Below are 25,949 nucleotides of genomic sequence, written 5' to 3' on the forward strand. Positions count from 1 at the left end.
GAGCTGTCACAATGTCAATTCTATTATCCATTCTATCCATTTTTTCACCGTTGACGCTCTTCGATAAAATGTATCATTAGAGTTGATATTATAGAGATTAGATTGTTTCATTATCGTCACAACTTCATCGGCGGGAACAATCCCTGCACGCAGATAAAGTTTTAAAGTTTCGTTAAATACTCTATAACTTAATATAATTCTCACGAACTCTAGTTGTCTTGCCCGCAGAGAAAGCTTGAATAAGTCTCTACCTTCATCTGTTAGAAAATAAATTATCTCTCCATCGTTATTTTTTGCCTTATCTACAAGCCCCAGGTAACGGGCAGCATCTGTATAATAGTTTGTTTGTCGGTTGGCGAAATCATACATTGTTGTAATTTCATCCCTTGTTAGTACTTCGCTCTCATGTAATAGTTCGCAAAGATTGATCAATCTTAGAAAGGAATTCGCCTGCGGGAATTGCAATCGTGGTTCTTCAACTATTTGAACTGTACGTAATATTTCTTTAATATCTTCTAACTCTATATTCCCTTTGTCAATAGTATAGTTTTTTTGTCTTACTAAAAATAAAGAGTTGTAGTGACTAGGTTCTCTAAATTGATATTCATAAAGGCTAAATATACCGTTACTATAAGTAAGATAAACATTTTTTATGTCTTTTCTGATTTTACTTTGCCAGCATCTGAATGGATAGTATATTTGTCTCACTAAAAAATCATCGGATAATGAGTTCTTCGCTTCAATTAAAGTAAAATATCGTAAGCTTTCATAACCAGCGTCAATTTCAATTTGAGAATTTTGGACATTAACGGTAAAGTTAGTTCCTTGAGCTACATTTTGAATATTAAAATTAAACTGACCCGAACTCATTCTGCCGAACACGGTCGGTAAGATTTCTTCATCTTCAATAAAATTGCCAAGAATACCAGTGATATAAGCACAACTTATAGCTGCTGATTCACTTGTTATATTTTCATAATCAATTGTTTCAATATAGTCTGGGAATATTATCGTTTTTACTTCTGGTTTTACATTTTCAAACTTGTGATATGCTTTCAGATTGGAAATTATATAGCTTCCCCGTGTCACAGGCAATATAGACAGACCGTTTTGTTCAAACATTTGAGGAAGGTTAGACTTATGATCAAACTTCGTCATAAGTCTTGCCTCACGGAATTCATTAATTTGAGCAGCAGTAATTTCAAAATATTCGTGTTTTTTAACGTGGGGGAGAATATTGTACTTATCAAATAATTTCGCCCAAGCTATATCATTCTTTGTTTTAGTCATAATTTCTCACTAACACCTCGTCAATCTCGCCTCTCTTATCCCCCTTGGAGTTTAAGGCCCTTTTAGCCTGCACTATCTCTATTTTATAATCTCGATACAATTGCTTAATAAAATCTGTTGATGAGTTTGATAGTAAGAATTTTATACCTCGTTTATTGAGCTTGTCGCATAGCCTTTTTAGTCGTTCTTGCTCGTCTTTGTCGAAGCCGCCTTTATCATATCCCGTAAAGGACGCTGTATCACTAACGGGGTCATACGGTGGATCGAAATAGACAAATGCTCCCTTTCGTATCCTTTTGAGAGCATCTTCAAAGTCATAACATCTAAAGGTTATCTTAGACTGATTGAAATACTGGCCTACAGCACGCAAAGTACCTTCGTTTACAATGTTGGGGTTTTTATACTTGCCGAACGGGGCATTAAATTGTCCTGCACTATTAACTCTGAACAATCCATTGTAGCAAGTTTTATTGAGGAACACAATTCTTGACGCTCTTTCAATTGGGCTAAGTTTACTATATTGCTCTTTATCTCTATCCAGCTCTCGCAGTTTGTAAAAATAATCTACTTCGTTTTTATGTTTAGATAAATCTTCAATTAGCTCTTCGACATTATCACGAATAACACAATATACATTCATTAATTCTTCGTTTACATCATTCAAAATTGCTTTTTTAGGCTGTAGACGAAACAGTACCGCCCCGCCGCCCAGGAATGGCTCGTAGTAAGTAGAGAATTTTTGTGGTATGTATTTTTCAATTTCAGAAAGTAATTGTCTCTTACCGCCAGCCCATTTAAGCACTGGTTGAGCAAGCTTATTCTTCCGCATGATGTCCCTCCCCTGTGTTAGCAATTCAAAGGACTTCTTTCTATAATTTTTACAGAAAATCCTCCCAAGTAGCAGGAAAAGTTACATAACGCTAATTATGTTACTATAAAAGTAAAATCCCGCTATTTTTCCATCAAGTGCATAACTCTTTTAAGCGGTAAACACGGTACTATCGATGAACCAATCAATGACAGTAAGGGATGCGGTGGTGTGATGCGAGTTGCGCCGGTGGGGTTATTCTATCCCAGGGAGCAAGCATTCAAAATGGCAACTGACTTTGATGCTTTAACACACGGGCACCCTTCGGGCTATTTATCTGCCGATGCGTTGGACATTATGATTTCCTTGATTATAAATGGCTCGGATATTGATGAAGCAGTGTAAGAGACTTTAATTGAACTAGAGAAACATGAAAACCATCGGGAGTGTTATCAATCCCTTGAAAAGGCACTTGAATTATCAATCAGTGACATGAAGCCGTTGGACGCGATTTCAGTATTAGGGGAAGGTTCGCGGCCTAGTTTACAAAGGATTCAGGGCTGCTCAATGTTTCGCCTGGTGACAGAACCGGATCAAGCTCCGCCGACAAATCATTTAAGCTATAAGACCGTTTCGCCGGAACTCTAATAAGGGGTAACCCGGCATCACTAAAGGCCTTGTCTAAAAATTCATCCCGTTTAATTCTGTCAGCCCTCTGGTGGGAGGAATCATCAAGTTCTATTGCCGCTATCGGTGAAATTGTGTCTCGGTCGCATAGTACAAAATCAATATGTTTGGATTGAATTTTGTTAATATAGGTCTGCCTATTGTCTGTATTTTTTTGAATGTATAGTAAATCGGCTATTCTGATCTTAGGGAAAATGTAATAATTATGCTTTACATTCCAAGTACTTAGAACCTGAAAAAATGATTTTTCAGCGATTGATAATAGGTACTTTTTCTTTCTGTAAGGATAAGTCACACTTTCTTCTTCTGTTTCTTCTTCCGTAGAACTTTCCTCCCAGGGGTCTGGTAGGGTGCTATTTGTTTTATGTTTAGATCCTCGGGAAGATTGCTGCTGCCAAAATAAATATAAAATCACCGCTAACAAAACGATTACTAAAAAAGACATTACGTCACCTCCAAGTACTAAAAATCACTTCGCCCTAATGCCACAAATTTCCTTTATTCTCAGCAATTTCATATTAATGTTGTATTAGAAGTTTGGACGAGAGGTTTAACTCAGCCGGGAAGGATTACATTAGCATTTTGTGGAAATAAGGAATATATTGTTTTTCCTAGGAGGATAGCTATGAACTGTCCTTTTTGTTCTGATAAAGAAATAATTATGGAAAACTCCCATGCCATAGCTATTTATGATAAGTACCCGGTTAATCCGGGTCATATGCTAATTATGCCCAAAAGGCACTTTTGCGACTATTTTGATGCAACAGTAGATGAAAAAGACGATATCTGGGCACTGGTGGATGAATGTAAGCGCTATCTCGATGAAAAGTGTCAACCGGATGGTTATAATGTAGGAATTAATGCGGGTATTGCTGCAGGGCAGACGGTAATGCATTTACATGTGCATCTTATTCCTAGATATAAAGGGGATATGGATAACCCTACAGGTGGTGTAAGAGGGGTTATTCCTGATAAGCGGATATATTGATTGACAGTGAGGGGGGGGATATTCTTGTCTGTAGTTAGTAAATTAGACGAAAACCTTAAGAGGCGTCAGGCTTCCTATAAAATGGTTACAGTATTGGCCATGCTTGAGACTACGTCGCACAATGGGATAGCCAGTGTTTCTAATGTAGTAGATTACTTCAGAGAATTTTATCAAAGGCGGCAGCGTTACGGTAAGGTGCCGGAGAAAGACAAGCAAGCAATGGCAAAAGTATCTTCAATGAGTGATGCTCAAATAAAGAGTTTGTTGTTAAGAAACCCTGTCAAGTATTTGCAAGGAATAGTTATTCACGATGCGAAGCGGGACGAACTGAGATTTTCAGAACAGATTGAAAACGAATTAAAATTAAATGTTGAACCCAAACGAGAAATTAGAAACGTGGCTTATAAGCACTTATATCACTATTATAAAGATTTCGACCCCCATCAGCTTAACCTTCAGGAGTTAGCTGACCTTCCTATTGGTTCTGCAGCCACAGCCGCTGACGTGGCAGCGATATCGGGTCATAACCAGGTGAAGGGAATTCACCCGATAGATAAAGAGGATTATAAAGCCGTTATTATCCTTTCTACTATTGGCGGAGAAAATTACTCGAACCAGTGGTTAGATGAGGGGAAAAATCTACTAAGGTATTACCTTGAAGGAAGAACAGACAGAAAAACAGGCAAACGAACATATAATCTGAAGTTAAATACAAACAAATCAATTATTGAATCCCGGGAAGAGGGGTATCCCGTCTATGTTTTCGCGAGAGATAAAAAAGGTGAGTTATTTCACTTTGCTGGTGAGTTTTTATATGAGAAAGTTGAAAAAGAAGAAAGCGGAGATTATTATTTTATTCTAAAACGTAAAGAGGGCGAGAAACCGGTGGGTATTTCTGATGTACCAAAAGTTAAGGAAGGTCCTGAAAAAGATGACCCGAGCACCAGTGAGGTAGTCGGAGGTATTTATAATTACATAACAAGCAAAGGATTTGTATTTGAAGAAAGTTTAGTAAAGAACTTTTATCTTAGTCTTAAAACTAAGCCCTTCGTCATACTGGCTGGCATTTCCGGTACCGGTAAGAGTAAACTGGTGGAGCTATTTGCTGAAGCAGTTGGCGCTACTAATGATAATGGAAGATTCAAACTTATCCCGGTGAGGCCGGACTGGAATGACAGCTCAGATTTGCTTGGGTATAAAAACTTAGAAGGTAAGTTCCTGCCCGGTCCTTTAACAAAGGTAATCCAAGAGGCAATTAAAGAACAGGACAAGCCGTATTTCGTTTGTTTGGACGAAATGAATTTGGCCAGGGTAGAGTACTATTTTAGTGATTTCCTAAGTCTTTTGGAGACGAGAAAGATTCATGGGGAAGAGTTGCGCAGCAACACGTTATTTAGAGAGTCCAACTTTCCATTAGACGAGGATAAGAAACAATTTAGCACTTTATATATTCCTGGGAACTTATTTATTGTCGGTACTGTAAATATGGATGAAACTACCCATCCATTCAGTAAGAAAGTACTAGATCGGGCTAATACTATTGAATTTACCGATGTCTATTTGGATAACTTTAGCTCCAATATAGATGAAACAGAATTTCAAGAGGTAAATAATACTCTCTTCAAAAGCGAATATTGCTTCTTAAAGGACTGTTTAGCTGGTTTTGAGGAAATGGTGCAGAAAACAGTTGCGGAATTAATCCAAATTAACGGAGTATTAACCGAGGCCAATCTCCATGTCGGCTATCGGGTGAGAGATGAGTTATGTTTCTACATGATTTATAATCAGCGTTTTGCTTTGATGAAATGGAATGAAGCTTTGGATTGGCAGCTGCTGCAAAAGATTTTACCGCGTATTCAAGGGAGCTCCCGCCAAATAAGTAAGGTGCTTAATAACTTATTTGAGCAAGCGACAGGAGTAAAATTGGAAAACGAATATGAAGGCAACAGAGAAGAGGCAGAAAAGTTACTGGAGAGCTCAAGTAAAATCAAATGGCCGCGCAGTGCCCGAAAGATTGCTTATATGTTAGGGAGGTACGAAGAGGATGGTTTCACATCTTTCTGGGCGTAAGGATGAAGAGTTACTGGTAATAGAAACCAAAGAGCTGACTCTAGCTATTAAGGGAAAGCCTGTTCACCCCACGGTTGACCGACTTAATTTACATCAAAGTGAGGCTGGGGACTGGGTGAAAGCGGAGCTAGTAATTTCTTCGTATGATGGGGAATTTGAAGCTGGTGTTTTTGACCCATTTAAAGAAGGAAGTAAAAGCGCATACAACTTAGGAGGTAAAGTTTTTCCTTGTTTTTACGAAAATCAAACGTATCAGTTAGTAATTGAGGATAAAACGGATGGTGACCTCGAGTTCTTCCACGAAAATAAATATTTACGGCAGGCAGTAGGTTATATCGGAAACTCTAAGGTGATGACAGGTAACTTAAATTTTAGAAACGATATTGGCTACTCTGAGTTTAAAGTTTTAGGCGCAAACGCCCCAGTACTGGCCGTCAAGCTAGAAGTCTTTCCCGCGAAGATTGAATACCGCAGTGACTATTATAAGTTGTTAACTGAAGTGAATGCGGAGCTTTATAATCTGGCATTTGACTTCATGCGGCGCACCTATCTTTCTGCAGCTGTGACCCCAAGTAAAAAGCCAACTCCTACCGAATTTTTTAGCATTATCCAATACTGTTTTGAAAAGCTTTATCAAGCATTAGAAAGAATCAAACGCAATCCCCATCACATAGTTAGTTCAAGAGAGCAGTTAAACATACCGGAAAAAGTAAAGCGCACTAATGGACATACTTTAAAGTGGCTGTCTAAGAATCAATCTCTCTTAGAAAAAAGCAAGAGAGGGATTACAGTTAACAACCAAAAGTATCTACCGCCGAAATTATTGGAAAGTAGAAAAGAAGTTAATTTCGATACTTTTGAAAACAAGTTTATTAAGTGGGTAATCAAAACGATTGAGAATAAATTAAAACAGTTTCAATATACATACCAAAGGGCAATTAACGAAGATGCCTACGATGATGCACTCAGCCAAAAAATAGCTTCCATGCGGAATAGGCTTTCTCGTTTTACGCGCTACAGTTTTTTAGCCGATGTTGGGGAACTGCATAGTTTTACCAACCTTTCCTTAGTGCTGCAAATGGCTCCTGGTTATCGGGAAGTTTATAAATATTATTTGATGCTAATTAAGGGGTTAAGCCTGCAGTCTGATGTGTTTAATATCTCTATTAAGAATATTGCTCTTTTGTATGAGTACTGGTGTTTCTTAAAAATGAATTCTATTTTAAGGGACAAGTACCGGTTAGATAAACATGATTTAATTAGAGTGAATAACAAGGGTCTGACAATGCAGTTAGATAAATCTAAGCGAGCTAATATTCATTATACCGACCCGCAAAATGATGAAAAGATTGTGCTTGCGTATAATAACCTACTGAACATTAAGATGCCGACTACCAATCAGCAGCCGGACAATATGCTTACTTTAAAAAAGGAAAATAGCGATACCAAATACCAGTATGTTTTTGATGCAAAGTATCGCATTAATCCGGCTATGCCCGGCAGTTCATACTTTGAAAAGTACGGTAAGCCGGGACCAGAGGAAGATGATATTAATACGATGCATCGTTACCGGGATGCAATTATGTATGCTCAAGGAGAGCAGCTAAGTAAGACGGTGTTTGGTGCTTATATTCTTTTTCCCTTCCGGGATGGGGAAGATTATGCCGGTGCGAATGACGGAAATCCCCATCAATTCTATTCAAGTATAGACCAAGTGAATATCGGCGGCCTTCCCTTTTTGCCTGGGGAGACATCTTTAATGGAAGAGTTTTTGGATGAGCTTATTTTGGATTCCACGGAATCCGCTTTTGAGCGAGTGGTTAGTCAAAGCGGTGCTGATAGGTATTATCAAGAAAAGTATCAGCGAAGAACAGTTTTAGTAGGGGCATTAAAGAGGAAAGAACAGCTGAAGGTTAACTTAGACAACAACTTTTATTATATACCCTATGATAGTGTGAAGAAAACCTGCTTTAACATTAAGTATGTCGCTCTTTACCAATCCGAGGGTCATTTTTCAGGAGAAAGCGGTGTAAGACACTACGGGGAAGTAGCGGATATGGAAGTTATCAAGCGAAGTGAGATTAAGGAGCTTCCCAGCAGTAATGAACGGCTTTATGTGAAATTTAAAATAAAAGAATGGCAGGAACTGAAGAAGCCAATCAAGCCGGTGGGGTATGGGGTAAGGAGCCATCTATATACCACCCATCATTTACTTAAAATGGCTGCGGAACTTCCTGAATTGAGTATTGGTTCCGATGAGGAGTTACGGCTTTGGAAGGAATTGCGGCGGATTGATAAGGCGGTTAAATTGAGACCCAGTGGTAGACAGTTAGGTGAAGGAGACAATGTGAAAGGCATCGAATTTAGTAACTTACTGCTGGAGGTAAAGGATGGGCAGTTGTTGGTTACTGATGGGGATGAAGTGGAGGTTATTTCTCTTGGGCTATTGCATTCCCAGCCTCGGAGTGTGGTGAAGCGGATTTTGCGGTTATCCCAGCAATGACTTTTATTATGGTAGACGGCAAGGGAGGCCCGTTAAACGAAGAATAGCAGGTGGCCATAAATATTCTTTATACATTAGCATATACAATCAGAATGAGTCACAATGTGCCAAGCTTGTCTATAAATGGAAGTTGGGTAGTTAAGTTCAAGGTTCTTCTACCGGAGTCTGATGAGACCTCAAAAAGAAATTTTGCAAGCATGAGTCATGCAAGTAGAGCACATTAAAAAAACCGAGGAATAATCACCTCGGTTTTTAGTAAACAACACTAGCGTTGCATAAAAACTTTTAACAAATAGCAAACACGTCATTTCAGGATTCGTAATTTACTACATATTGAATATATGTAATAATTTTACAGGAGAGTTCTCCTGCTTGGTGAAAGAGGAGCAACCACCTAAAGGTAGTCCTCATCCACATTTTGACTGACAATATACTGTTTACAGAATTACCGGGTCATAGTCCAGATCATTCAAGTGATCTGTTTCGCCTGCTATCACCTGCCTTAGTGTTTCTTGATATATTGCTTCATGGTCCGGCGGTCGTCGTCGGCCTTTAGAAGGTCGCGTAGGCTTTTTGTAAAGCTTTTGCACGAAGCAATTGAAAGGTTCGTAGAGACAGGTTTTTAACAAACGTTTAATGGTCAATAACGGGCCCTTATAGCCTGTTTTCAACTCAAGCATTTTCAAAAGACAGTAGGTAATTAGGGCAATGAATAACTGGTTTTTTACGGCCTGCTCACTTTTACCGTGAAAGTGTTTTACCTTTAGGTGCTGTTTCAGCCATTTGAAGAAGATTTCGGTCTGCCAGCGGTTTTTGTAGATATCGCCTATTTCCTCTGCTGTAAGGTCGAAATCATTGGTAATGATAATGACTGGTTTTCCTTCGGTATCTACTGTTTCAATCAGGCGTAGTTTGTGCTTCATTTTATTAGTGTAGGGGTTTCCAAGAAGAACAATCTGGTGCTTTTTTAAGGGACCGTCAGTGTCTATTGGAAGTTCTTCAACAACTTCTTTGATGGCAATACCTTTTAAACGGGTAACAAAGCGAGTGCCATTTTCGCAGTAGCTGTCAAACTTCCTGTAGTCAACATAGGCCCGGTCAAAGACATTCAAGGCACCTTCTTCATCAACTACCAAAGCATCCATCTGGGTTTTATCAGCTGGTTTGGCAGGGGTGATAACTGCCTCCTCCGGCAGCACCCCTTTTTCGAAAAACCTAAGACGCAAGTGAAGTTTCACTCCGGCTTTAGTTGTCCTAAAATCTGCCCAGCGATAATCAGTTAGACAGAGGCTGATGGTGGAGGAATCAATTATGTGAATACGTTGAAGAGATTCGTTTAAAGCATTGACACCAGCCTCTTTTAAAACCTTAAAGGTTAGGTGTTTAAAAAGTGTTTGGAAAACCTCTGTGGGCAAATTGTTTAGCCTTCGTGATATTTGCGAAAAGCTGATGGATTCAAGAGCAATTGCCTGGCTGGAATCTTGGTTGTTAAGACTGTTACTGATAGCCCGTAAACTTTTCAGTTGTTCAAGTTGAGCATAGATCATAAAAATGATTAAATGTGTCGTAAAAAGCTTTTTTACGTACTTATCAACCCCTAAATCTTTTATTTGCTTGAAAAACTGCCCATTTAAGATGGGTTTGAACAGTTGCAAAAATGTGGATATTCTGGTATCCTTGTCCCACATATGGATCTCCCTTATTTTAGAGATTTGGGCAAGGACTACCCTGTATCTCTATTATAAGGGATTTTTCTTGTTAAATCAGGGTTTTTCGGTAGTTTTCTGCAGTTTTTCTGCTGTTGTTAAGGGTTGACAAATTTGGTTTTTATTTATGCAACGCTAGTGATATGCAGTAAACGAATAATTTTGCGCGTATCCTCACAGTACCTTAGTTTACACCCGCCAAAAGAGGCCGGGCAGTGATTGGGTGAGTGTGCTCTGTTTACATATGGGAACATAGCAGGGGTGAAGAATTATAGCTTTTTAAAGAAAGGGCTTTATTTTTTGCGAACAATATGCAACAATGTACTTGTATACTGTTTGACTATGTCGACCGGGAGGGGTTCCATGAATAATGGGAAAAATACAATCAAATCTATAGATAAAGCATTAGATGTGCTGGAAATATTGGCAGATGAAAAAAGACCAATAGGTGTTACTGAATTGAGTAAATTGCTTGTCGTAAACAAAAGCACCCTGCACGGAACCCTTAATACATTATTAAACAGGGGGTACGTAGAACAAGATTCAGAAAGCGGCAAATATTTACTAGGAATCTCTATACTGGGGATAGCCAATGCAGCTTTACAAAATCTGGATTTGCGTAATAAAGCCAAACCTGTCTTGAAAAAGCTTTCCGATAGGCATAATGAAACGGTTCATATGGTCGTATTGCGTCAGGGAGAAGTTGTATATATTGAAAAACAAGAAAGTGTTCAGTCAATACGTATTCATACAGAAATAGGAACAAGGCTTCCTGCCCATTGTACGGGAGTGGGGAAGGTGCTGCTGGCCTGGATGGAACCGGAAGAAAGAAAAAAGATTTTTCGAAGTTATGGGTTCCCTAAATTTACATTAAATACTATTACGGATGAGGAAACTATGGAGCGTCATTTAGCAGAGGTGCGCTCCAAAGGTCATGCCATTGATAATGAAGAAATTGAGGAAGGTTTAAGATGTGTTGCTGCGCCCATTCGGGATTATTCAGGTAAAGTGATTGCCGGTATTAGTATTGCGGGTCCTTCTCTGCGCATGCCTTTAACCAAGCTGGAAGAAATGTCGGACTCAGTTACGGAAGCGGCGTTGGAAATATCACAATCTCTTGGGTTCTAAATTGGATTAGTAGCTTAATAAACTTGTTAGTTGTTAGCGAAAGAGTAATTACTCTTTCGCTAATTTTTGTTTAATAGAACAAAAAAATTTTTAATTGAAGAAGGAATTTATGAAAACAAATCGAATATATATAAACTAAACAGCATTTGATAATGCCGAACAAATTGGCCTAAATAATTCCATTGCAGTAAAGGAGCGTCCTCATGTCAGCCAAAATGGATCAAAAACAGTCTCACTTAACACAAATTATTAAAAATATGGAAAGTGTTTTGGTAGCATTTTCCGGCGGGGTGGACAGTACCTTATTACTAAAAGTTGCTGTAATTGCTTTAGGAAAGGATAATGTCTGGGCAGTTACTGCCCGCTCATCTACCTATCCTGTTGAAGAACAGGAAGCCTCTCGGCAAATCGCAGACAGTATTGGTGCGAGGCAGCTGTTTGTTGATTCTGAAGAGTTGGATATTGACGGTTTTAGCAGCAATCCGGTTAATCGCTGTTACTATTGCAAAAAGGAATTATTTACTAAGTTAATCACGGTTGCTCACAAGCACGGCATGCAGCATGTTCTTGACGGGGCAAATTTTGATGACCTGGGTGACCATAGACCAGGCATGCTTGCCGCTGAAGAGTTGGGCGTGCGCAGCCCGCTGAAAGAGGCGGAATTGACAAAAATGGAAATTAGAGAGTTGTCTCAAAGGCTGGAACTGCCTACATGGAACAAACCGGCATTTGCCTGTCTAAGTTCGCGCTTTCCCTACGGAACGGAGATTACCAAAGAAAAACTGCAGCAGGTGGGTCAGGCCGAATCTTATTTGCGGAAGCTTAATTTGGGACAGTTTAGGGTGAGACATCATGGTGAAACAGCAAGAATTGAGATAGATAAAAGTGCATTTAGCACAGTGATGGCACGAACCGGGGAGATTGTTGACAAACTAAAACAGTGCGGTTTTACCTATGTTACCCTCGACCTTGAGGGGTATCGCACCGGGAGTATGAACGAGACAATCAAGTAATGGCAGTTTCCATTGAAAAAAGAGCAATCCAAACTAAACCCAGTTTGTCCATGCCGAATAAAAAGACAAAAAGCTTTCCCAAAATAATAGAATATAGATGAAATTCAAAAAAAAGGAGGTGAAATCAATGACAAAAACATCCCGGAATCAGATAAAAAAATTTCAACAGGCAATTGAAGAACAAGGTATTGATTTGGCATTGTTTACCGACCGCGAAAACATCATCTATTTTACCGGTTTAACTGAGTTAGCATGTGTAGCAGTAATTATTCCCGCCAAATCCGAACCAATAGCGGTTACTCTTTGGTTGGATGCCCCTTACTTGAAGGAAAAAGGTGCTATCGAGAATGTCCAGGGGTACAGATTTCCTTCCAGCAATTTGGGTGAAAAAGTGGTCCAAGTCATTCAAGGACTAAAGATCAAGAAACCGACCATCGGTTTTGGTAAGTATTTTGTGGAGTTTAGTGTATTTGACGCCTTACGAACCGGACTGACGGATGCTCAGCTAGTTAGTGTCAGCGAAACCGTTTACAAGTTACGTGCTATCAAGGATGAGAAAGAAATTGCTTCAATTCAGCAGGCAGGCGATATTTTGGCGACAGGAATGGAGGCGGCGGTTGCTAGTGTCAAAGAAGGAGTCAAAGAGGTGGAGATACTGGCCGAAGCTGAGTATGTTATGCGCAAAGCCGGCTCGGAAGGTTCTAATTTTCGGATGCAGGTGTTGACCGGTGAAAGACAGCTCCTCACTCACCCCTATGCGCAAAACAAAACGATTGAGGGCAACCAGACCGTTGTTATTCACCTGGGCGCTACCTACAAAGGCTACTGCGCCAAAATGTGCCGCACCGTAGCGTTGGGAGACGTACCTTCGGAAACATACCATATTTACCAAACGCTGCAGAAAGCCCAGCAAGCGGCCATTGAATCTTTAAAACCGCCTGTAGCTGTCAAAGACGTCTATGACGCTGCTTACCAGGTAATTGAAGCCGGTGGTTACGGGCAGTATTTTATCGACGATATTGGTCACGGGATAGGTATTCGCCAGTCAGAGTTTTATCCTATTATAGGAAGAACCCGAAATCATATTATCCAAGCTGGTATGGTGGTGGATTTAATGTTGGCTACCATCTACCATAAAGAGTTCGGTGGCCCACGGGTTACCGATGTGGTCTCGGTAACGGCGGACGGACCGCGGCTTATGACAGACTTTAGACGAGATATGATTACTGTTGGTTAGCAAAAAAATGTATGGGAGGGTAACATAATGAGAGTTGTAACAATGCTTGCTCAGGTGGATGAGCAGAAGTGTAACGGCTGTTCCACATGTAAAAAGATTTGTCCAACCCTGGCAATCGAGATTGTAAACAAAAAATCCGTCGTTGATGGGGATAAGTGCCGGGGTTGCGGCAACTGCAACCAGCGCTGCCCTGAAGGTGCAGTTATCATGGTGAAAAGAGAAGAACCTTTCACAGTATACGTGGATCCGCAAACGGTCAGCAGGGAAAAGATTGAAGAAATATGCCAAAAAGCAAGAATCAACCCTGAACAAATTATCTGCTACTGTACCACCACAAGAGCGGAAGAAGTTGCAGCAGCTATTATCAAAGGCGCTGACTCTCCGGAGCAGATATCCTTACAAACCGGCATCCGTACAGGCTGCAAGGTTGAATGTATTCAGCCCATACTTCGTTTGTTGGAAGCAGCGGGTGTTACTCCTAAGCGGCCCGACGGTTATCAATGGTACGGCCGTACGCCTACGGTTTGGGAGATATCTGATGCAGTAAAAGAAAAGTATTCCCAAAGAGGGTTTTACTTTGACGAAGATATTAAATTGCTGGATGAAGTGGCCAAAATTGAAAGGAAGGGGGCTAAATAATTATGAAAAAGCCGATTACTCCGATGAAACCAAGAGTTTCCCAATACGGAGTCGACCCCAAATACGTAACCAAACGAATGGCGGAATATCCGGAGATGACATCTTTAATGCTTAAGGATCTATTCCCCGATACTCCTGATGTTATCTATCCCAGTGACAAAGGGACTGCTTCGGTTCGGGAAGCTGCAGAAAAAGCATTGGAAAACGTTGATATGAGCATGATAAAGCCTGGTGATTCTGTAAATGTTTGTGCTTCTCACCACGGATTTACCCTGCAAGGCGGTGAGCCATACGCTGAACTGCTGAGAACGGTAAGAGACGTGATAGCGGAAAGAACCGGCACTGATAATATTCGCTTAAGAGCCGGAGTGGGTTTAAGATTTAGGGAAACGGAAGAATACATTAAGGCCTTCGAGTTGGATAAACATTACAAAGGTAAAGCCAAAGGCGTAGCACCTGTGGACAGAGGCATTCCCATAGAGACCGAAATAGGTACCCTCTACGGCATCAAAGCAATTTATGATGCTGACTGGCTGGTGCATGTGCACAACAGTGACGTGCGTGAGGTTCACTTTCACCGTCAGGTGGATAGAGCCGTAAAACCATTTGGTATGTCCTATGCCAGAATAGAAACTCGCTCCACCTACCACCAGAACTTAGGTCCGAGAGGCGCCAACTTTACCGCCCGGTCCATATTCGCTTCAGACTTTGTTCAGAGTAAGTTTGCTTTTACCGCTTTTCTGGAGATGTCACCGGTTGGAGTGGTCAGTGTGGATGCGGACAACGATCTCTACGCATTGAATGACAGGGTTACCGTAGGCGGTTGTAAGTATTACGGTAAGATTATGACCCTAATGGGTGAGATTGATGAATGTATCGCGGGGCTTGATTTTCCCTGTCCGGTACCTTACGTGTTTGCTGCCGGAGTTATCTATGCCAACTTTACCGGCGCCAATGTAGACCTGTTTGATTTGGATAGTCCGTTACCGCCGTATACCTGGTACACGGAAGCGTTCTACGGAAAAGACGGAAAGCCCTTGGCTAAAGAGGTGCCTCCGATAAATCCGGCTATCAAAATGGTTGTGCACAACTATGCCTGGGGTGGTTACCCAAGCGCATTCTTTTCCGAGCATGCACCATCAATTGTGGTGGGCCGTGAACAGGCCGACCTGATGAATATGGACCCACAAAATATTGATTATATGAAACACGCGGTAATTGCCGACGGGTTGGATACGGCCATGAAGTATGCCTACCAGGTAAGCGGTACCGATAAGGTGATTGTTTTTGACGGCGCTGCAGGCGGTGTCAATGTCAGTGAAAGTCTGGCGAAACTGCTTAAGGAAAAAGCACCGTCAGTGAGCCAAAAAGTGGATAACGTACTGCTGCCCAAATGGCTGAAGCAAAGGGGTATAGACCCAGCATCAGTGAAGTAATAACAATCTGAAGTGACGAGCCTCTCACCACAACTAGCCAAACCCAAAAGGAGGTTATTTTAATGGAACCTACCGTACAACACAGAGAAACCGGTAATGAACGTTTTGAAAAAGGGCCAGGTATAAGGGAAGGCCTGAAAGATTTCTCAAAACATCTGAATGCCAAGACTATTACGGCGGGTACGGTGGCAGCCGTGTTTGGTTGTACCGGTCCGGCGCTGCTGGTGATTAACGCCGCGACCAATGGAGGGCTTTCTCAGGTCCAAGCAATATCATGGCTGTTCTCTATATACTTTTTTGGCGGATTGATTAGTATTTTCTTAGCCCTTCGCTATAAGCAGCCAATAAACGGTGCCTATTCAATACCGGCAGCAGTGATGATGATTAGTGCAATGAATTATTTTTCGGTTTATGAAGCAGCAGGTGCATATTTTATTGCCGGATTAATAGTATTAGTGTTAGGATTTTCCGGATTAATTGCTAAAGTAATGCGATGGCTTCCGCTGCCGGTAGTTATGGCCATGATTGCAGGAGCAATGATTCGCTTTGGTACGGGTATCATCACCTCAACTGAAGCAATGCCCATCATGGGTGCAGCGGCATTAGCCGGCTTTCTCATCCTGCCCAGACTGACTAAGAAGATACCGCCGGTGCTGGGAGCGCTCTTGTTAGGTATCATTGCCGCAGCTTTCAGCGGCGGGTTGGATTGGAGCAACGCCAATTATGCTTTTGTTGCACCACAGCTTTTGGTTCCCCAGTTTAGTTTGGATGCACTTCTTTCCATCGCCATTCCCTTAGCAATACTGGTAATAGGTGCGGAAAACGCCCAAGCTGCAGGTGTCTTGATGGCTCAAGATTACAAGCCGCCAATTAATGCCATGACCATCGTCAGTGGACTTGGCGGGATGGTAACAGCTTTCTTTGGCGGTCATAACGCCAACATTGCCGGGCCGATGACCGCAATCTGCTCTTCCGAGGAAGCCGGCGACAACAAGGAAGGCCGTTATGTTGCCAGCGTAATAAACGGTGTCCTTTTTGGTGGCTTTGGTCTGCTGGCAAGCCTGGCATTAGCATTTGTGTCCGGATTGCCCAAGTCTTTGATTGGTATCGTGGCAGGGCTAGCAATGATAGGCGTTCTCTTGAGCGCATTCCAGGAAGCGTTTGCACCTAAGAAATTTAAGACAGGCGCTTTCTTTGCCTTGATTATAGCCATGAGTGGGATTACCATTTTTAAGGTTAGTGCACCGTTTTGGGCTCTTGTTGGTGGAGTGGTAGTATCATATTTGACGGAACCACAAGATTTTCAAAGGACAGAATAAACAATAAAAGAATAATGAAATGCAAGGTGAGAGGCTCTGCACCTTTTTTCTAAAAGTACACTTTTTGAACATCCTAATTAAAGGGGGTATCAGGGTTGCACTACGGAACAATTGACGTAAGAGAGATACTATTTCATTCAATTCACAATAAACACATTACCGCCCGGATCACGGTGGAACGAGAAGGCGTAATTGCCGGCAGTAAATATGCTCGTGAAAAGCTGGCCGAGCTGGGAGTTAAGGTAGAATATCTGGCAGAAGACGGAGCAAAGGTGTTACCGGATGATGTGGTGGCAGCCATTTCCGGTACCCCAAAACAAATCACAAGTGCTGAAGATGCAGTGATAGGCAATCTTACCAAGACCTCCGGTATAGCTACTGCCTCCACACAAGCCGTAAAGCTTGCTGACGGCAAAATACGTATAGTATCCGGGGCCTGGAAGAAGATGCCTCTGTTAATCAAGCATATGGTTAGGGAAGCAGTGGCCATAGGTGGTGCTGCATTTCGCATTGCCGATACTCCCTTTGTCTATTTAGACAAAAACTATGTTCGCATTTTCAACAAGAGTATCCCGGCTGTTTTAAAAGCCGCCAAAATAATGCCTGACCGCTTAGCAGTTATTCAATTAAGAGGGGAAACAGGTTCTATTGGTGAAGAAGTAGCAGAAGCGGCTGCCGGCGGAGCAGATATACTGATGATTGATACCGGTAAACATGCGGACGCCGTGGAAGCCATAAAAGTGCTCAATCAATTGGGCATCCGTCAGGATAAACAGGTAGCATTTGCCGGAGGAGTGCAAATCGAGGATATACCGGATTATGCCCGGTTAGGGATAGACATTCTCGATATAGGCAGCCGAATTATAGACGCTCCGCTATTAGATATGAAGATGGATGTAATCAATACCTGAGGAGTGGTGTTATGGAATTAAACCTGCTGGAAAAAACCGAACTTTGGATTGAAAACTTAAAATTAAACAATGCAAACCTCAACGAAATTGCCCAGGTTGTCTCCCAAACACTGATGCTGCCCCGGGAAAAGGTTTTGGTTGTAGATGTGCGGGAAACCCACATTACTCTGGATATTTTGCAGCGATACATCCATGCGGAGCAGTTTTTTGGAAAGAAGCGTCAGTTGTTGGCGGCATTATCTCAGGTATCCGGAGTAGAAATTTTTCCGGAAACAGATATTCATTCTGATGGTATCCTGGGTTCCATTGCCCTTAATGACGAAGAAGCTGTCCGGGCCATTGATAATACCCAGCGGATGCGTGATGAAATAATGATAAATCTTCAAAAACGGGTAAAGGTATTTCCCACTGGTTTTGAGGTAAAGAGAGGTATGATTGAAGATACAAATACCCCTTTGATCAGCAGTACCATGGAAGCGGCAGGCTATAAGGTCAATACAGGGGATAGTTTGGACGATGATGAGACACTGATATCAGGCATGCTGCGCAAGGCTGTCTATGAAGGGTACGGCATAATTATTACCACCGGCGGCATTGGTGCCGAGGATAAGGACAAAACTGTGGAGGCGGTACTGAAGATAGACCCCGACGCCGCCACTCCATATATTGTTAAATTTGAAAAAGGCAAGGGCCGGCATAAAAAAGAGGGTGTACGGATTGCCGTTGGTCAATCAGGCAATGCTTTAATTGTATCGCTGCCTGGCCCAAATGATGAAGTAAAACTGTGTTTGGAAGTTCTGCTGCCGGAGTTGGAAAAAGACGTATCCAAAGAACGGCTGGCTTCCAAGCTGGCAGACGTACTGCGTCATAAGTTAGGCCATAAGTTTAAACACGAGATGCATCATTAAACATCAAGATACAAAGGTAAGGAGGGAGATTATGAACAAGACACAAATCAAGGAAGCCGCCGAAATATTATACCGGGCAGGCCAAGAGCTGGACCCCGTGGCGGCGCTAACGGAAAAATACCCGCAAATCACATTAGACGATGCCTACCAGATCCAAATAACCAATATTGACAAGAAAGTTTCCGAGGGCGCGAAAGTAGTAGGTAAAAAGATTGGACTTACCAGCAGAGCAATGCAGGAAATGCTGGGCGTGCCCGAGCCCGATTACGGACACTTGTTGGATAATATGGTGCTGGAAGAAGAGCTGCCCGTAAAATTGTCGAACTTGCTGCAGCCTAAGGTTGAGGCGGAAATTGCCTTTATTTTAAAAGAGGAACTAAAAGGCCCGGGAGTGACCCTGTCGAAAGTTCTGCAGGCTACAGAGGGTGTCATGCCGGCTTTTGAAATTATAGACAGCCGGGTAAAGGATTGGAAGATAAAGATTCAGGATACCGTAGCGGATAATGCTTCCAGCGCCGCTGTCATTCTTGGAAGTAGAATGATCCCCGTCCAGGAAATCGACCTGAAGCATGCGGGTCTGGTGCTGGAGAAAAACGGGCGCATACTGGATACTGCGGCAGGTGCGGCAGTGCTGGGACATCCCGCTATGGCAGTAGCATGGTTGGCAAACAAACTTGCTCAGTACGATATATCTTTGAAGCCGGGGGAAATTATCCTGTCCGGTTCACTGACCAAAGCTTACGAAGTTACCGGCAGTGACATCTTTACCGCAACTTTTGGCGGCTTAGGTTTGGTGAAAGCGGTATTTGCGAACTAATTTTAGGGGAAAATGGGAGTGATAACATTGGTCAAAGTAAAAGCAGCTATCATCGGGCCAGGAAATATTGGAATGGACCTGATGTTTAAACTAATTGACAGCGACTACATCGAACTGGATACGGTAGTAGGCATCGTTCCGGAATCCAATGGACTTAAATTAGCTAGAGAAAAAGGCTATAACGCTACTCATGAGGGTATAGAGGCAATTCTAGGCAATAAGGATATCAAGATGGTTTTTGATGCTACAGGTGCCAGGCCGCATATGAAGCATGCCCCACTGTTGGAAAAGGACGATAAGATTGCCGTAGATCTGACACCGGCAGCAATAGGGCCCTATGTGGTACCGGCCGTAAATGTCGGCAAGCAAATCAATGAAAAGAACGTAAACATGGTTACCTGCGGCGGTCAGGCTACAGTACCCATTGTCGCCGCTATTAATGAAGTAGCCGACGTTAAATATGCGGAAATCGTAGCCACCATTTCCAGCAGAAGCGCCGGGCCGGGAACAAGACAGAATATAGACGAGTTCACCCAGACCACAGCCAAAGCCTTAGAGGACGTTGGCGGAGCGGAACAAGGTAAGGCTATCATCGTTTTAAATCCGGCAGAGCCGCCCATTATAATGCGGGATACCGTATATGTCAGGGTAGCTAATCCTGATGAAAAGGTAATTATGGAAGCAGTGGAGAAAATGGTGGCTAAGGTTCAGCAGTATGTGCCCGGCTACCGACTGAAAGTGCCGCCTATCTTTGAAGGCGATAAAGTAACGGTAATGTTGGAAGTTGTAGGCGCCGGTCATTATTTACCCAAGTATGCCGGCAACCTGGATATCATGACATCCGCGGCAAAAGCCGTTGGCGATAAAATTGCGCAAAAGCTGCTGGAAAAGCCCGAAGCAAGGGAGGTAATTTAGATGTCAAAGCATATTAGAATAGTAGATACCACATTGCGAGACGGCATGCATGCCGTTAGCCACCGGTTTACCCCCGATGATATGGCTGAAATAGCGGCAGGACTTGATGCTGCCGGTATTGACACCATAGAAATAGGACATGGTGATGGATTGGCCGGTTCCTCATTTCAATACGGCTTTGCTGCGGCAACTGATGAGGATTACCTCAAGGCGGTATCCGGTGTATTAAAAAACGCCAAACTAGACGTACTACTCCTGCCCGGGATAGGCACTATGGAGGAACTGGAACTGGCGGCCAAGTACAATGCCAAGGTAGCCAGAGTAGCTACTCATGTAACTGAGGCTGACATTGGCGAACAGCATCTTAAATTAGCCAAAGAATTAGGTATGGAAGCAGTAGGCTTCTTGATGATGTCCCACATGGTTGGCGTAGACAAGGTAGTAGAGCAGGCGAAATTGTTTGAAAGCTACGGTGCGGACAAAATTTATGTTACGGATTCGGCCGGGGCCATGACCCCTAAAGACGTTACAGCACGTATTAAGGCTGTAAAGGAGGCCGTTTCCGTTCCAATTGGGCACCATGCCCATAATAATTTGAGTCTTGCTGTAGCTAATACTCTGGCGGCTGTAGAAGCCGGTGCAGATATGGTGGATGGAACCTGTAAGGGTCTTGGCGCCGGAGCTGGTAATACACAAACAGAAGTTTTAGTGGCGGTTTTGGACAAATTAGGGTATGATACGGGTATAGATCTTTATAAAATAATGGATGTGGCTGATGATATTGTTGTACCGAAAATGAAAAGAGCTCAAGTAATAGATAAAAATTCTTTAAGCATTGGCTATGCCGGTGTATACGGCAGTTTCCTGCTGCATTCACTGCGCGCAGCGGAAAAATTCCAGGTTGATGCCAGGGATATCCTAGTGGAATTAGGAAAACGGAAAACTGTAGGCGGGCAGGAAGACATGATTGTTGATGTGGCCTACGAGCTGAGTCAGAAACAAGCAGCAAATTAGGATGATAAAGGATACCTGCAACAGGTATCCTTTTTGCGTTACATCGGAATAGTAAGGTGTAAGTTGATATTACTCAATAAACTAAAAGGGTGAGACTCAGTGCATGAGAAAAAACTTAAGCAGTTATTATCAGATATAAAACATGGCAATGTTGATGTAGATGAGGCTTATGCAGCTCTCAAAAGCCTCCCCTTCGAGGACCTGGGCTTTGCAAAAATCGATAATCACCGTCAAATACGTAACGGCTTTCCCGAGGTTATCTACTGTGCCGGCAAAACTACTGAGCACATTGCGGCTATTATGCAGAAATTGGAGGCAGTCAGCGACAGCAACATTCTGGCAACACGAGCCAGTCAGGAGGCTTATGAAGCAGTAGCCGAGGTTATCCCTGACGCCCAATACCAGAAAATTCCTCGTTTGATTACCGTCCTCAGAGGAGAACAGGAGAGCAGGGGAAACATCTTGGTAGTCAGTGCCGGTACCTCCGACCAGCCGGTTGCGGAAGAGGCCGCTATTACAGCAGAAGTAATGGGTAATCATGTAGAGCGGCTTTATGATACCGGAGTTGCTGGGATTCACCGGCTGCTAAGCCAGCAGGAAAAACTACAGCAGGCAAGAGCGGTGATTGTTGTAGCCGGTATGGAAGGAGCGTTGGCCAGTGTAGTCGGCGGCCTAGTGGACAAGCCGGTTATTGCCGTGCCGACCAGTGTTGGTTACGGTGCCAGCTTCCATGGGTTGGCCGCACTGCTAAGCATGTTGAACAGCTGTGCTTCCGGTGTTACTGTAGTGAATATAGATAATGGTTTCGGTGCAGGCTATGCGGCCGCCTTAATAAACAAAATGGGGGAGGCGGATTGATGAAAACAGCTCATTTTCAATGTTTGGCAGGAATAAGCGGCGATATGATACTAGGTGCTCTGGTTGATGCAGGGTTGGAGTTTGATCGTTTAAAAGAGGAAATAAGTAAACTGAATATCGCCGACTATGCATTAGAACAGCATCAGGTAGTAAAAAACGGTATATCCGGCACCAAGGTAGATGTCATTATAAACGAAACAAATGCCCACAGACACCTCCGAGATATAGAAAAGATTATTACCGGCAGCGGCCTTTCTCCGTCAGTCAAAGAAAAATGCATTGTAATTTTTCACAAAATAGCGGCGGCGGAAGCAAAAGTTCACAACACTACCGTGGAGAAAATACATTTTCATGAAGTAGGTTCTTTGGATGCAGTTATAGATGTAGCGGGCTCTGTTGCCGGCCTGGAATTATTAGGAGTGGAAAAAGTCACAGCTTCAAAGGTGCATGTGGGCACGGGCTTTACAAAATGTGCCCACGGGCAAATTCCCCTGCCGGCTCCGGCCACATTGGAACTGCTCCAAGGAGTTCCCGTCTACTGCCAAGGAATTGAAAAAGAATTGGTTACTCCCACGGGAGCAGCCATTATTACCGCCCTTGCGGACGCTTTCGGAGAAATGCCTGCTATGTCCGTTACTAATATTGGTTATGGTGCAGGTACCAGGGACTTGCAGATACCCAATCTTCTGAGACTTTCCTTAGGTGACAGTACACCCGAAGAAAGCGGCGGCTTTCCGGATGTACGCTTTAACGGCAGTGGAAGTGTTCGGCAGAGGGAGGAAGTGATGGTTGAGGTAAATATCGATGATTATAATCCTGAATTCTATGATTACCTCTTTAACCGGCTTTTTGCGCAGGGAGCACACGACGTGTTTTTGCAGCCCATTCAAATGAAAAAAAATCGGCCCGCCGTTAAATTGAATGTACTCACTCACCAAGATAAGATGGAAAGCATACTGGAAACCATTTTTCGGGAAACCAGCACCATAGGGGTTAGAGCATATCCCGTTACCAAGTACATGCTGCCTTACGAAATTAAGACTTTGGCCACAAAGTACGGTGATATCAAGGTGAAGGTGGCTTCCTTGAACAATAAAACTACTTCCATAAATCCCGAATACGAAGACTGCCGCGCCAAGGCTGAATTATTCCAAGAACCTGTTAAAGTTGTTTATGAGTATGTCAAATCTGCGGCACAGCACGCATTTGCGAAAAAGTAAGGCCCAGTCAAGGATGCCTTTTTGCCCTTGATAGGGCCTTACTTTTGGTTGATAAGTTGTATAATTAAGTCGTATCTTCTACAAATAAAAGTGCTTCGGGCCTAGGTAGAATCAAGGTTTTGAAGCATTTTCAAATTTCATTTGTATGGCTATTTCATTTGTACATTCAGACAGTTTAAGATTAGTTGTTGTTCTTCATCACATTGGGTGATAACTTTTGTCGCAATTCCCTCGATTTCTACCGTTTCTTTGCGAATGCTTTTTAGCCGTTCTATGATGTGTTCAAAGGTATACTTTTTGTTTTGTCCTACTTGGTCAGTTTCGAAAAGTGGTGTAAGCCGTTGTTTTGCATTCCACATCAAATAGTAAGCTAACATACATAAGAATATATGACATTTTATTCTGTCATCTGTTTTGTGATAGTGTCCGCAGCCTAGTTAAATGACGAAAATATATAAATTATCGCCAGTTTTCATGACGGATAAAAAGGAAAAAGAGAGCCGACAGCGTAATTGACTTAAAGGAGTCGTCAAGTTACCTGTCGGCTTTAGACTTAAAAGATTTTCATCGCCGTAGTGATCAAATGACAGTCGCCGAGGCTGTGGAGAGTGTGGACAACACGGTTTTCGTTGTCCAAGGAGCCCTGTGCGTCAACCTGAAGCGTAGCGAAAGGTTGTCCACATGGCGGCACTATCCATAGCCTTCTCGATTAGACTAATCTACTTTAAAGAAAGGAAAGAGCCATTGCCCCCTCGTTAGCTCGCCAGCTACAGGCAAATGACTCTCCCATATAACACATGATAATTTTACTTGAAACTGCCCTATCCATCAAGCAATATTTAAGAAATTGGCAAAAGCATGATGTAGATATTAAGTGCCCTTTATGCAATAAATTGACTCGAAGGCATACCACATACGAACGGCAAGTAATCTCGAAGTATGAAACACATACCATATTTATACTTAGCCGACGCTGCAAACCCTGCAACATCACCATATCTCTACTACCAAGTTTTCTAAAACCTTGGCAAAGGTTTGCTAATCACTTCAGAGAGATTGCCGGTCGGTGGCATTTAACCGGCAGATCACTTAATAGAATAACAGCCAGTCTTTCAGAAAGCGGCATTAGCCGCCGGACACTGCAGCGGTGGAAACAGAAATTCCATAAGCAGCTTAAAGAAAAGCTCATTCAACAACGCCGAAACATCATAGATGACAGTGCCGTAGCCGACAGCATTTTAGTACATTACCGTAAAAACCTCACTGCAGGAGACGAACTTAAGGGGAAGACGCGGGGACGTTTCTGTTGTCTTACTTGATAACCTTTGTTATGAATAAGGTGATGGAAATGGGAAGGGAAGCAAGCACAGTTCAACTGGGATACATCATATTATGTTAAATCAGGGATATGTACCATAATACAGGAACTAGTAACGGCAATTAGGAAGAGTAATAGGAGGAAAGTCAATTATAGAGAAAGCAATTAGACAAGACAGATGAAACGTCGCCGCGTCTTCCAAGAGGTGAAGTTGTGAATACTTCTCGAAAAGTATTACTTAAGCTAGTTAAAGAAATTCGAAAGCCAAAGCCCTGATGTCAATCCCAAAGGAAAGCTGGAGCTTTATAGACAACTTGCAGAAGCAGAAGAACAAATAAAAAGTGGGGAACCTTTGTTAGATGGTGAAGAGGTATTCAAGAGGTTACCTGGGTTGGGCTCATCTTACTAAAAATAAGCGGAAACCAGTTTTGATTTTATTATAAGAAAGTTTAATATGTTTCGCTAAATAGAAACTGTTAGTTGGAAGAGGTAGAAAATATGCGCAACGTAATTTGTCTTGGTGATAGTCTCACTTATGGTTTTCCCTTTGGCCCAAAAGCTTCATGGGTAGAACTGGCCGCAAAGACGACAGGCCTTGCTCTGGTGAATAGGGGTATAAACGGCGAAACCACTGGCGACATGCTGTCTAGATTTGTGAAGGATGTGGTTCAAAAAAACCCAAGCGTTGTTGTCATTCTTGGAGGGACAAACGATGCATGGTCCGGTGTGCCCGTTTCTGAAACAAGGCAAAATATGGACGCTATGACCGAGTATGCGCTAACAGCTAACATTAGACCTGTGATTGCCTTGCCTCCGCCGATATACCGGCAACTAAGCGGCAGGGGGCTTGAAATAGTGGTCCACCGGTTAGAAAATTACCGTGAAACTTTTCGGAACTTAGTTCGAGAGCAGAAGCTTGTTATGATAGATTTCTATACCCCATTAATGGATGCTGATACAGGTTGGGGGAAAGAAGAATATTTCTATGACGATGCTCACCCCAGTCTTGCGGGATACCGTAAGATGGGAGAAACAGCTACGACATTTTTTAAGAAGCAATTACATCATCAATGATCAAAAAGTCATTTTCTTTGGTGCCCTGACGGGTGCCTAAGGGTTGAAAAAAATTAGTGTCCAACTCACTTCCTATTTCAATTACCTATA

General features: G+C 42.6%; 23 protein-coding genes. 19 read left to right on the forward strand and 4 right to left on the reverse strand.

The features are described 5' to 3' along the window. Positions 1-6: 6 nt before the first annotated feature. Both MFMK1_RS06650 and MFMK1_RS06655 read right to left on the reverse strand, forming a co-directional pair. Positions 7-1,290: a type II restriction enzyme gene (locus MFMK1_RS06650; protein WP_366924342.1), complete on the reverse strand. Its 1,284-nt coding sequence runs from the start codon at positions 1,288-1,290 to the stop codon at positions 7-9. Beyond that, entirely contained in the window at positions 1,283-2,119 is an 837-nt protein-coding gene (locus MFMK1_RS06655; RefSeq protein WP_366924343.1) for a DNA adenine methylase, read from the reverse strand. The genes MFMK1_RS06650 and MFMK1_RS06655 overlap by 8 nt, the downstream gene beginning before the upstream one ends. A gap of 213 nt (positions 2,120-2,332) precedes the next feature. Here MFMK1_RS06655 and MFMK1_RS06660 point away from each other — a divergent pair, with 213 nt between their 5' ends. Continuing rightward, positions 2,333-2,503 carry an ADP-ribosylglycohydrolase family protein gene (locus MFMK1_RS06660; protein ID WP_366924894.1) on the forward strand — a complete coding sequence of 57 codons (171 nt, stop codon included), beginning with the start codon at positions 2,333-2,335 and terminating at the stop codon, positions 2,501-2,503. Positions 2,504-2,636: 133 nt separating this feature from the next. On the opposite strand, the gene MFMK1_RS06665 is transcribed toward MFMK1_RS06660, so the two are convergent. Beyond that, entirely contained in the window at positions 2,637-3,230 is a 594-nt protein-coding gene (locus MFMK1_RS06665) for a DUF2726 domain-containing protein (RefSeq protein WP_366924344.1), read from the reverse strand. 180 nt (positions 3,231-3,410) lie between these two features. Here MFMK1_RS06665 and MFMK1_RS06670 point away from each other — a divergent pair, with 180 nt between their 5' ends. The 3 genes from MFMK1_RS06670 to MFMK1_RS06680 are packed head-to-tail and all read left to right on the forward strand — an operon-like array spanning position 3,411 to position 8,346. Further along, positions 3,411-3,773: an HIT family protein gene (locus tag MFMK1_RS06670; RefSeq protein WP_366924345.1), complete on the forward strand. Its 363-nt coding sequence runs from the start codon at positions 3,411-3,413 to the stop codon at positions 3,771-3,773. 24 nt (positions 3,774-3,797) lie between these two features. Next, positions 3,798-5,843: an McrB family protein gene (locus MFMK1_RS06675; RefSeq protein ID WP_366924346.1), complete on the forward strand. Its 2,046-nt coding sequence runs from the start codon at positions 3,798-3,800 to the stop codon at positions 5,841-5,843. Then, the gene (locus MFMK1_RS06680) at positions 5,818-8,346 is read left to right on the forward strand and encodes a DUF2357 domain-containing protein (protein WP_366924347.1); all 2,529 of its coding nucleotides are present in this window, start codon (positions 5,818-5,820) and stop codon (positions 8,344-8,346) included. The genes MFMK1_RS06675 and MFMK1_RS06680 overlap by 26 nt, the downstream gene beginning before the upstream one ends. A 437-nt stretch (positions 8,347-8,783) precedes the next feature. Here MFMK1_RS06680 and MFMK1_RS06685 read toward each other — a convergent pair whose 3' ends face one another. Then, entirely contained in the window at positions 8,784-10,034 is a 1,251-nt protein-coding gene (locus MFMK1_RS06685) for an IS4 family transposase (protein ID WP_366924348.1), read from the reverse strand. Between the two features lie 381 nt (positions 10,035-10,415). Here MFMK1_RS06685 and MFMK1_RS06690 point away from each other — a divergent pair, with 381 nt between their 5' ends. From MFMK1_RS06690 to MFMK1_RS06760, 15 genes are all read left to right on the forward strand, one after another. Next, positions 10,416-11,180, forward strand: coding sequence for an IclR family transcriptional regulator (locus tag MFMK1_RS06690; protein ID WP_366924349.1), 765 nt, complete (start codon positions 10,416-10,418; stop codon positions 11,178-11,180). A gap of 203 nt (positions 11,181-11,383) precedes the next feature. Further along, on the forward strand, positions 11,384-12,193 hold the full coding sequence (gene larE, locus MFMK1_RS06695) for an ATP-dependent sacrificial sulfur transferase LarE (protein ID WP_366924350.1): 810 nt from the start codon (positions 11,384-11,386) through the stop codon (positions 12,191-12,193). A 127-nt stretch (positions 12,194-12,320) separates the two neighbouring features. Further along, entirely contained in the window at positions 12,321-13,430 is a 1,110-nt protein-coding gene (locus MFMK1_RS06700; protein WP_366924351.1) for a M24 family metallopeptidase, read from the forward strand. A gap of 27 nt (positions 13,431-13,457) precedes the next feature. Further along, entirely contained in the window at positions 13,458-14,069 is a 612-nt protein-coding gene (locus MFMK1_RS06705; RefSeq protein WP_366924352.1) for a 4Fe-4S binding protein, read from the forward strand. Positions 14,070-14,071: 2 nt separating this feature from the next. Continuing rightward, on the forward strand, positions 14,072-15,505 hold the full coding sequence (locus MFMK1_RS06710; protein WP_366924353.1) for a hypothetical protein: 1,434 nt from the start codon (positions 14,072-14,074) through the stop codon (positions 15,503-15,505). A 62-nt stretch (positions 15,506-15,567) separates the two neighbouring features. After that, positions 15,568-16,824: a benzoate/H(+) symporter BenE family transporter gene (locus MFMK1_RS06715; RefSeq protein ID WP_366924354.1), complete on the forward strand. Its 1,257-nt coding sequence runs from the start codon at positions 15,568-15,570 to the stop codon at positions 16,822-16,824. A gap of 95 nt (positions 16,825-16,919) precedes the next feature. Further along, complete coding sequence (locus MFMK1_RS06720) at positions 16,920-17,735, forward strand: beta/alpha barrel domain-containing protein (RefSeq protein WP_366924355.1); 816 nt, start codon at positions 16,920-16,922, stop codon at positions 17,733-17,735. Positions 17,736-17,746: 11 nt separating this feature from the next. Then, on the forward strand, positions 17,747-18,643 hold the full coding sequence (locus tag MFMK1_RS06725) for a molybdopterin-binding protein (protein ID WP_366924356.1): 897 nt from the start codon (positions 17,747-17,749) through the stop codon (positions 18,641-18,643). A gap of 31 nt (positions 18,644-18,674) precedes the next feature. Then, positions 18,675-19,460: a 2-keto-4-pentenoate hydratase gene (locus tag MFMK1_RS06730; RefSeq protein ID WP_366924357.1), complete on the forward strand. Its 786-nt coding sequence runs from the start codon at positions 18,675-18,677 to the stop codon at positions 19,458-19,460. A gap of 27 nt (positions 19,461-19,487) precedes the next feature. Further along, positions 19,488-20,375, forward strand: a complete 888-nt coding sequence (locus MFMK1_RS06735) for an acetaldehyde dehydrogenase (acetylating) (protein WP_366924358.1) — start codon at positions 19,488-19,490, stop codon at positions 20,373-20,375. Next, positions 20,376-21,389 carry a 4-hydroxy-2-oxovalerate aldolase gene (dmpG, locus tag MFMK1_RS06740; protein ID WP_366924359.1) on the forward strand — a complete coding sequence of 338 codons (1,014 nt, stop codon included), beginning with the start codon at positions 20,376-20,378 and terminating at the stop codon, positions 21,387-21,389. It abuts the gene before it with no gap. Between the two features lie 99 nt (positions 21,390-21,488). Next, positions 21,489-22,247: a nickel pincer cofactor biosynthesis protein LarB gene (gene larB / locus MFMK1_RS06745; protein WP_366924360.1), complete on the forward strand. Its 759-nt coding sequence runs from the start codon at positions 21,489-21,491 to the stop codon at positions 22,245-22,247. Beyond that, positions 22,247-23,467, forward strand: coding sequence for a nickel pincer cofactor biosynthesis protein LarC (gene larC, locus MFMK1_RS06750; RefSeq protein ID WP_366924361.1), 1,221 nt, complete (start codon positions 22,247-22,249; stop codon positions 23,465-23,467). Before larB ends, larC begins: the two co-directional genes overlap by 1 nt. A gap of 797 nt (positions 23,468-24,264) precedes the next feature. Next, on the forward strand, positions 24,265-24,786 hold the full coding sequence (locus MFMK1_RS06755; protein WP_366924362.1) for a DUF6431 domain-containing protein: 522 nt from the start codon (positions 24,265-24,267) through the stop codon (positions 24,784-24,786). A gap of 497 nt (positions 24,787-25,283) precedes the next feature. After that, a complete protein-coding gene (locus MFMK1_RS06760; RefSeq protein WP_366924363.1) occupies positions 25,284-25,859 on the forward strand; it encodes an SGNH/GDSL hydrolase family protein in 576 nt (191 codons plus the stop codon). The last annotated feature ends 90 nt before the right edge of the window (positions 25,860-25,949 follow it).

Source organism: Metallumcola ferriviriculae (assembly GCF_035573695.1).
GTDB classification, from domain to species: Bacteria; Bacillota; JADQBR01; order JADQBR01; family JADQBR01; genus Metallumcola; species Metallumcola ferriviriculae.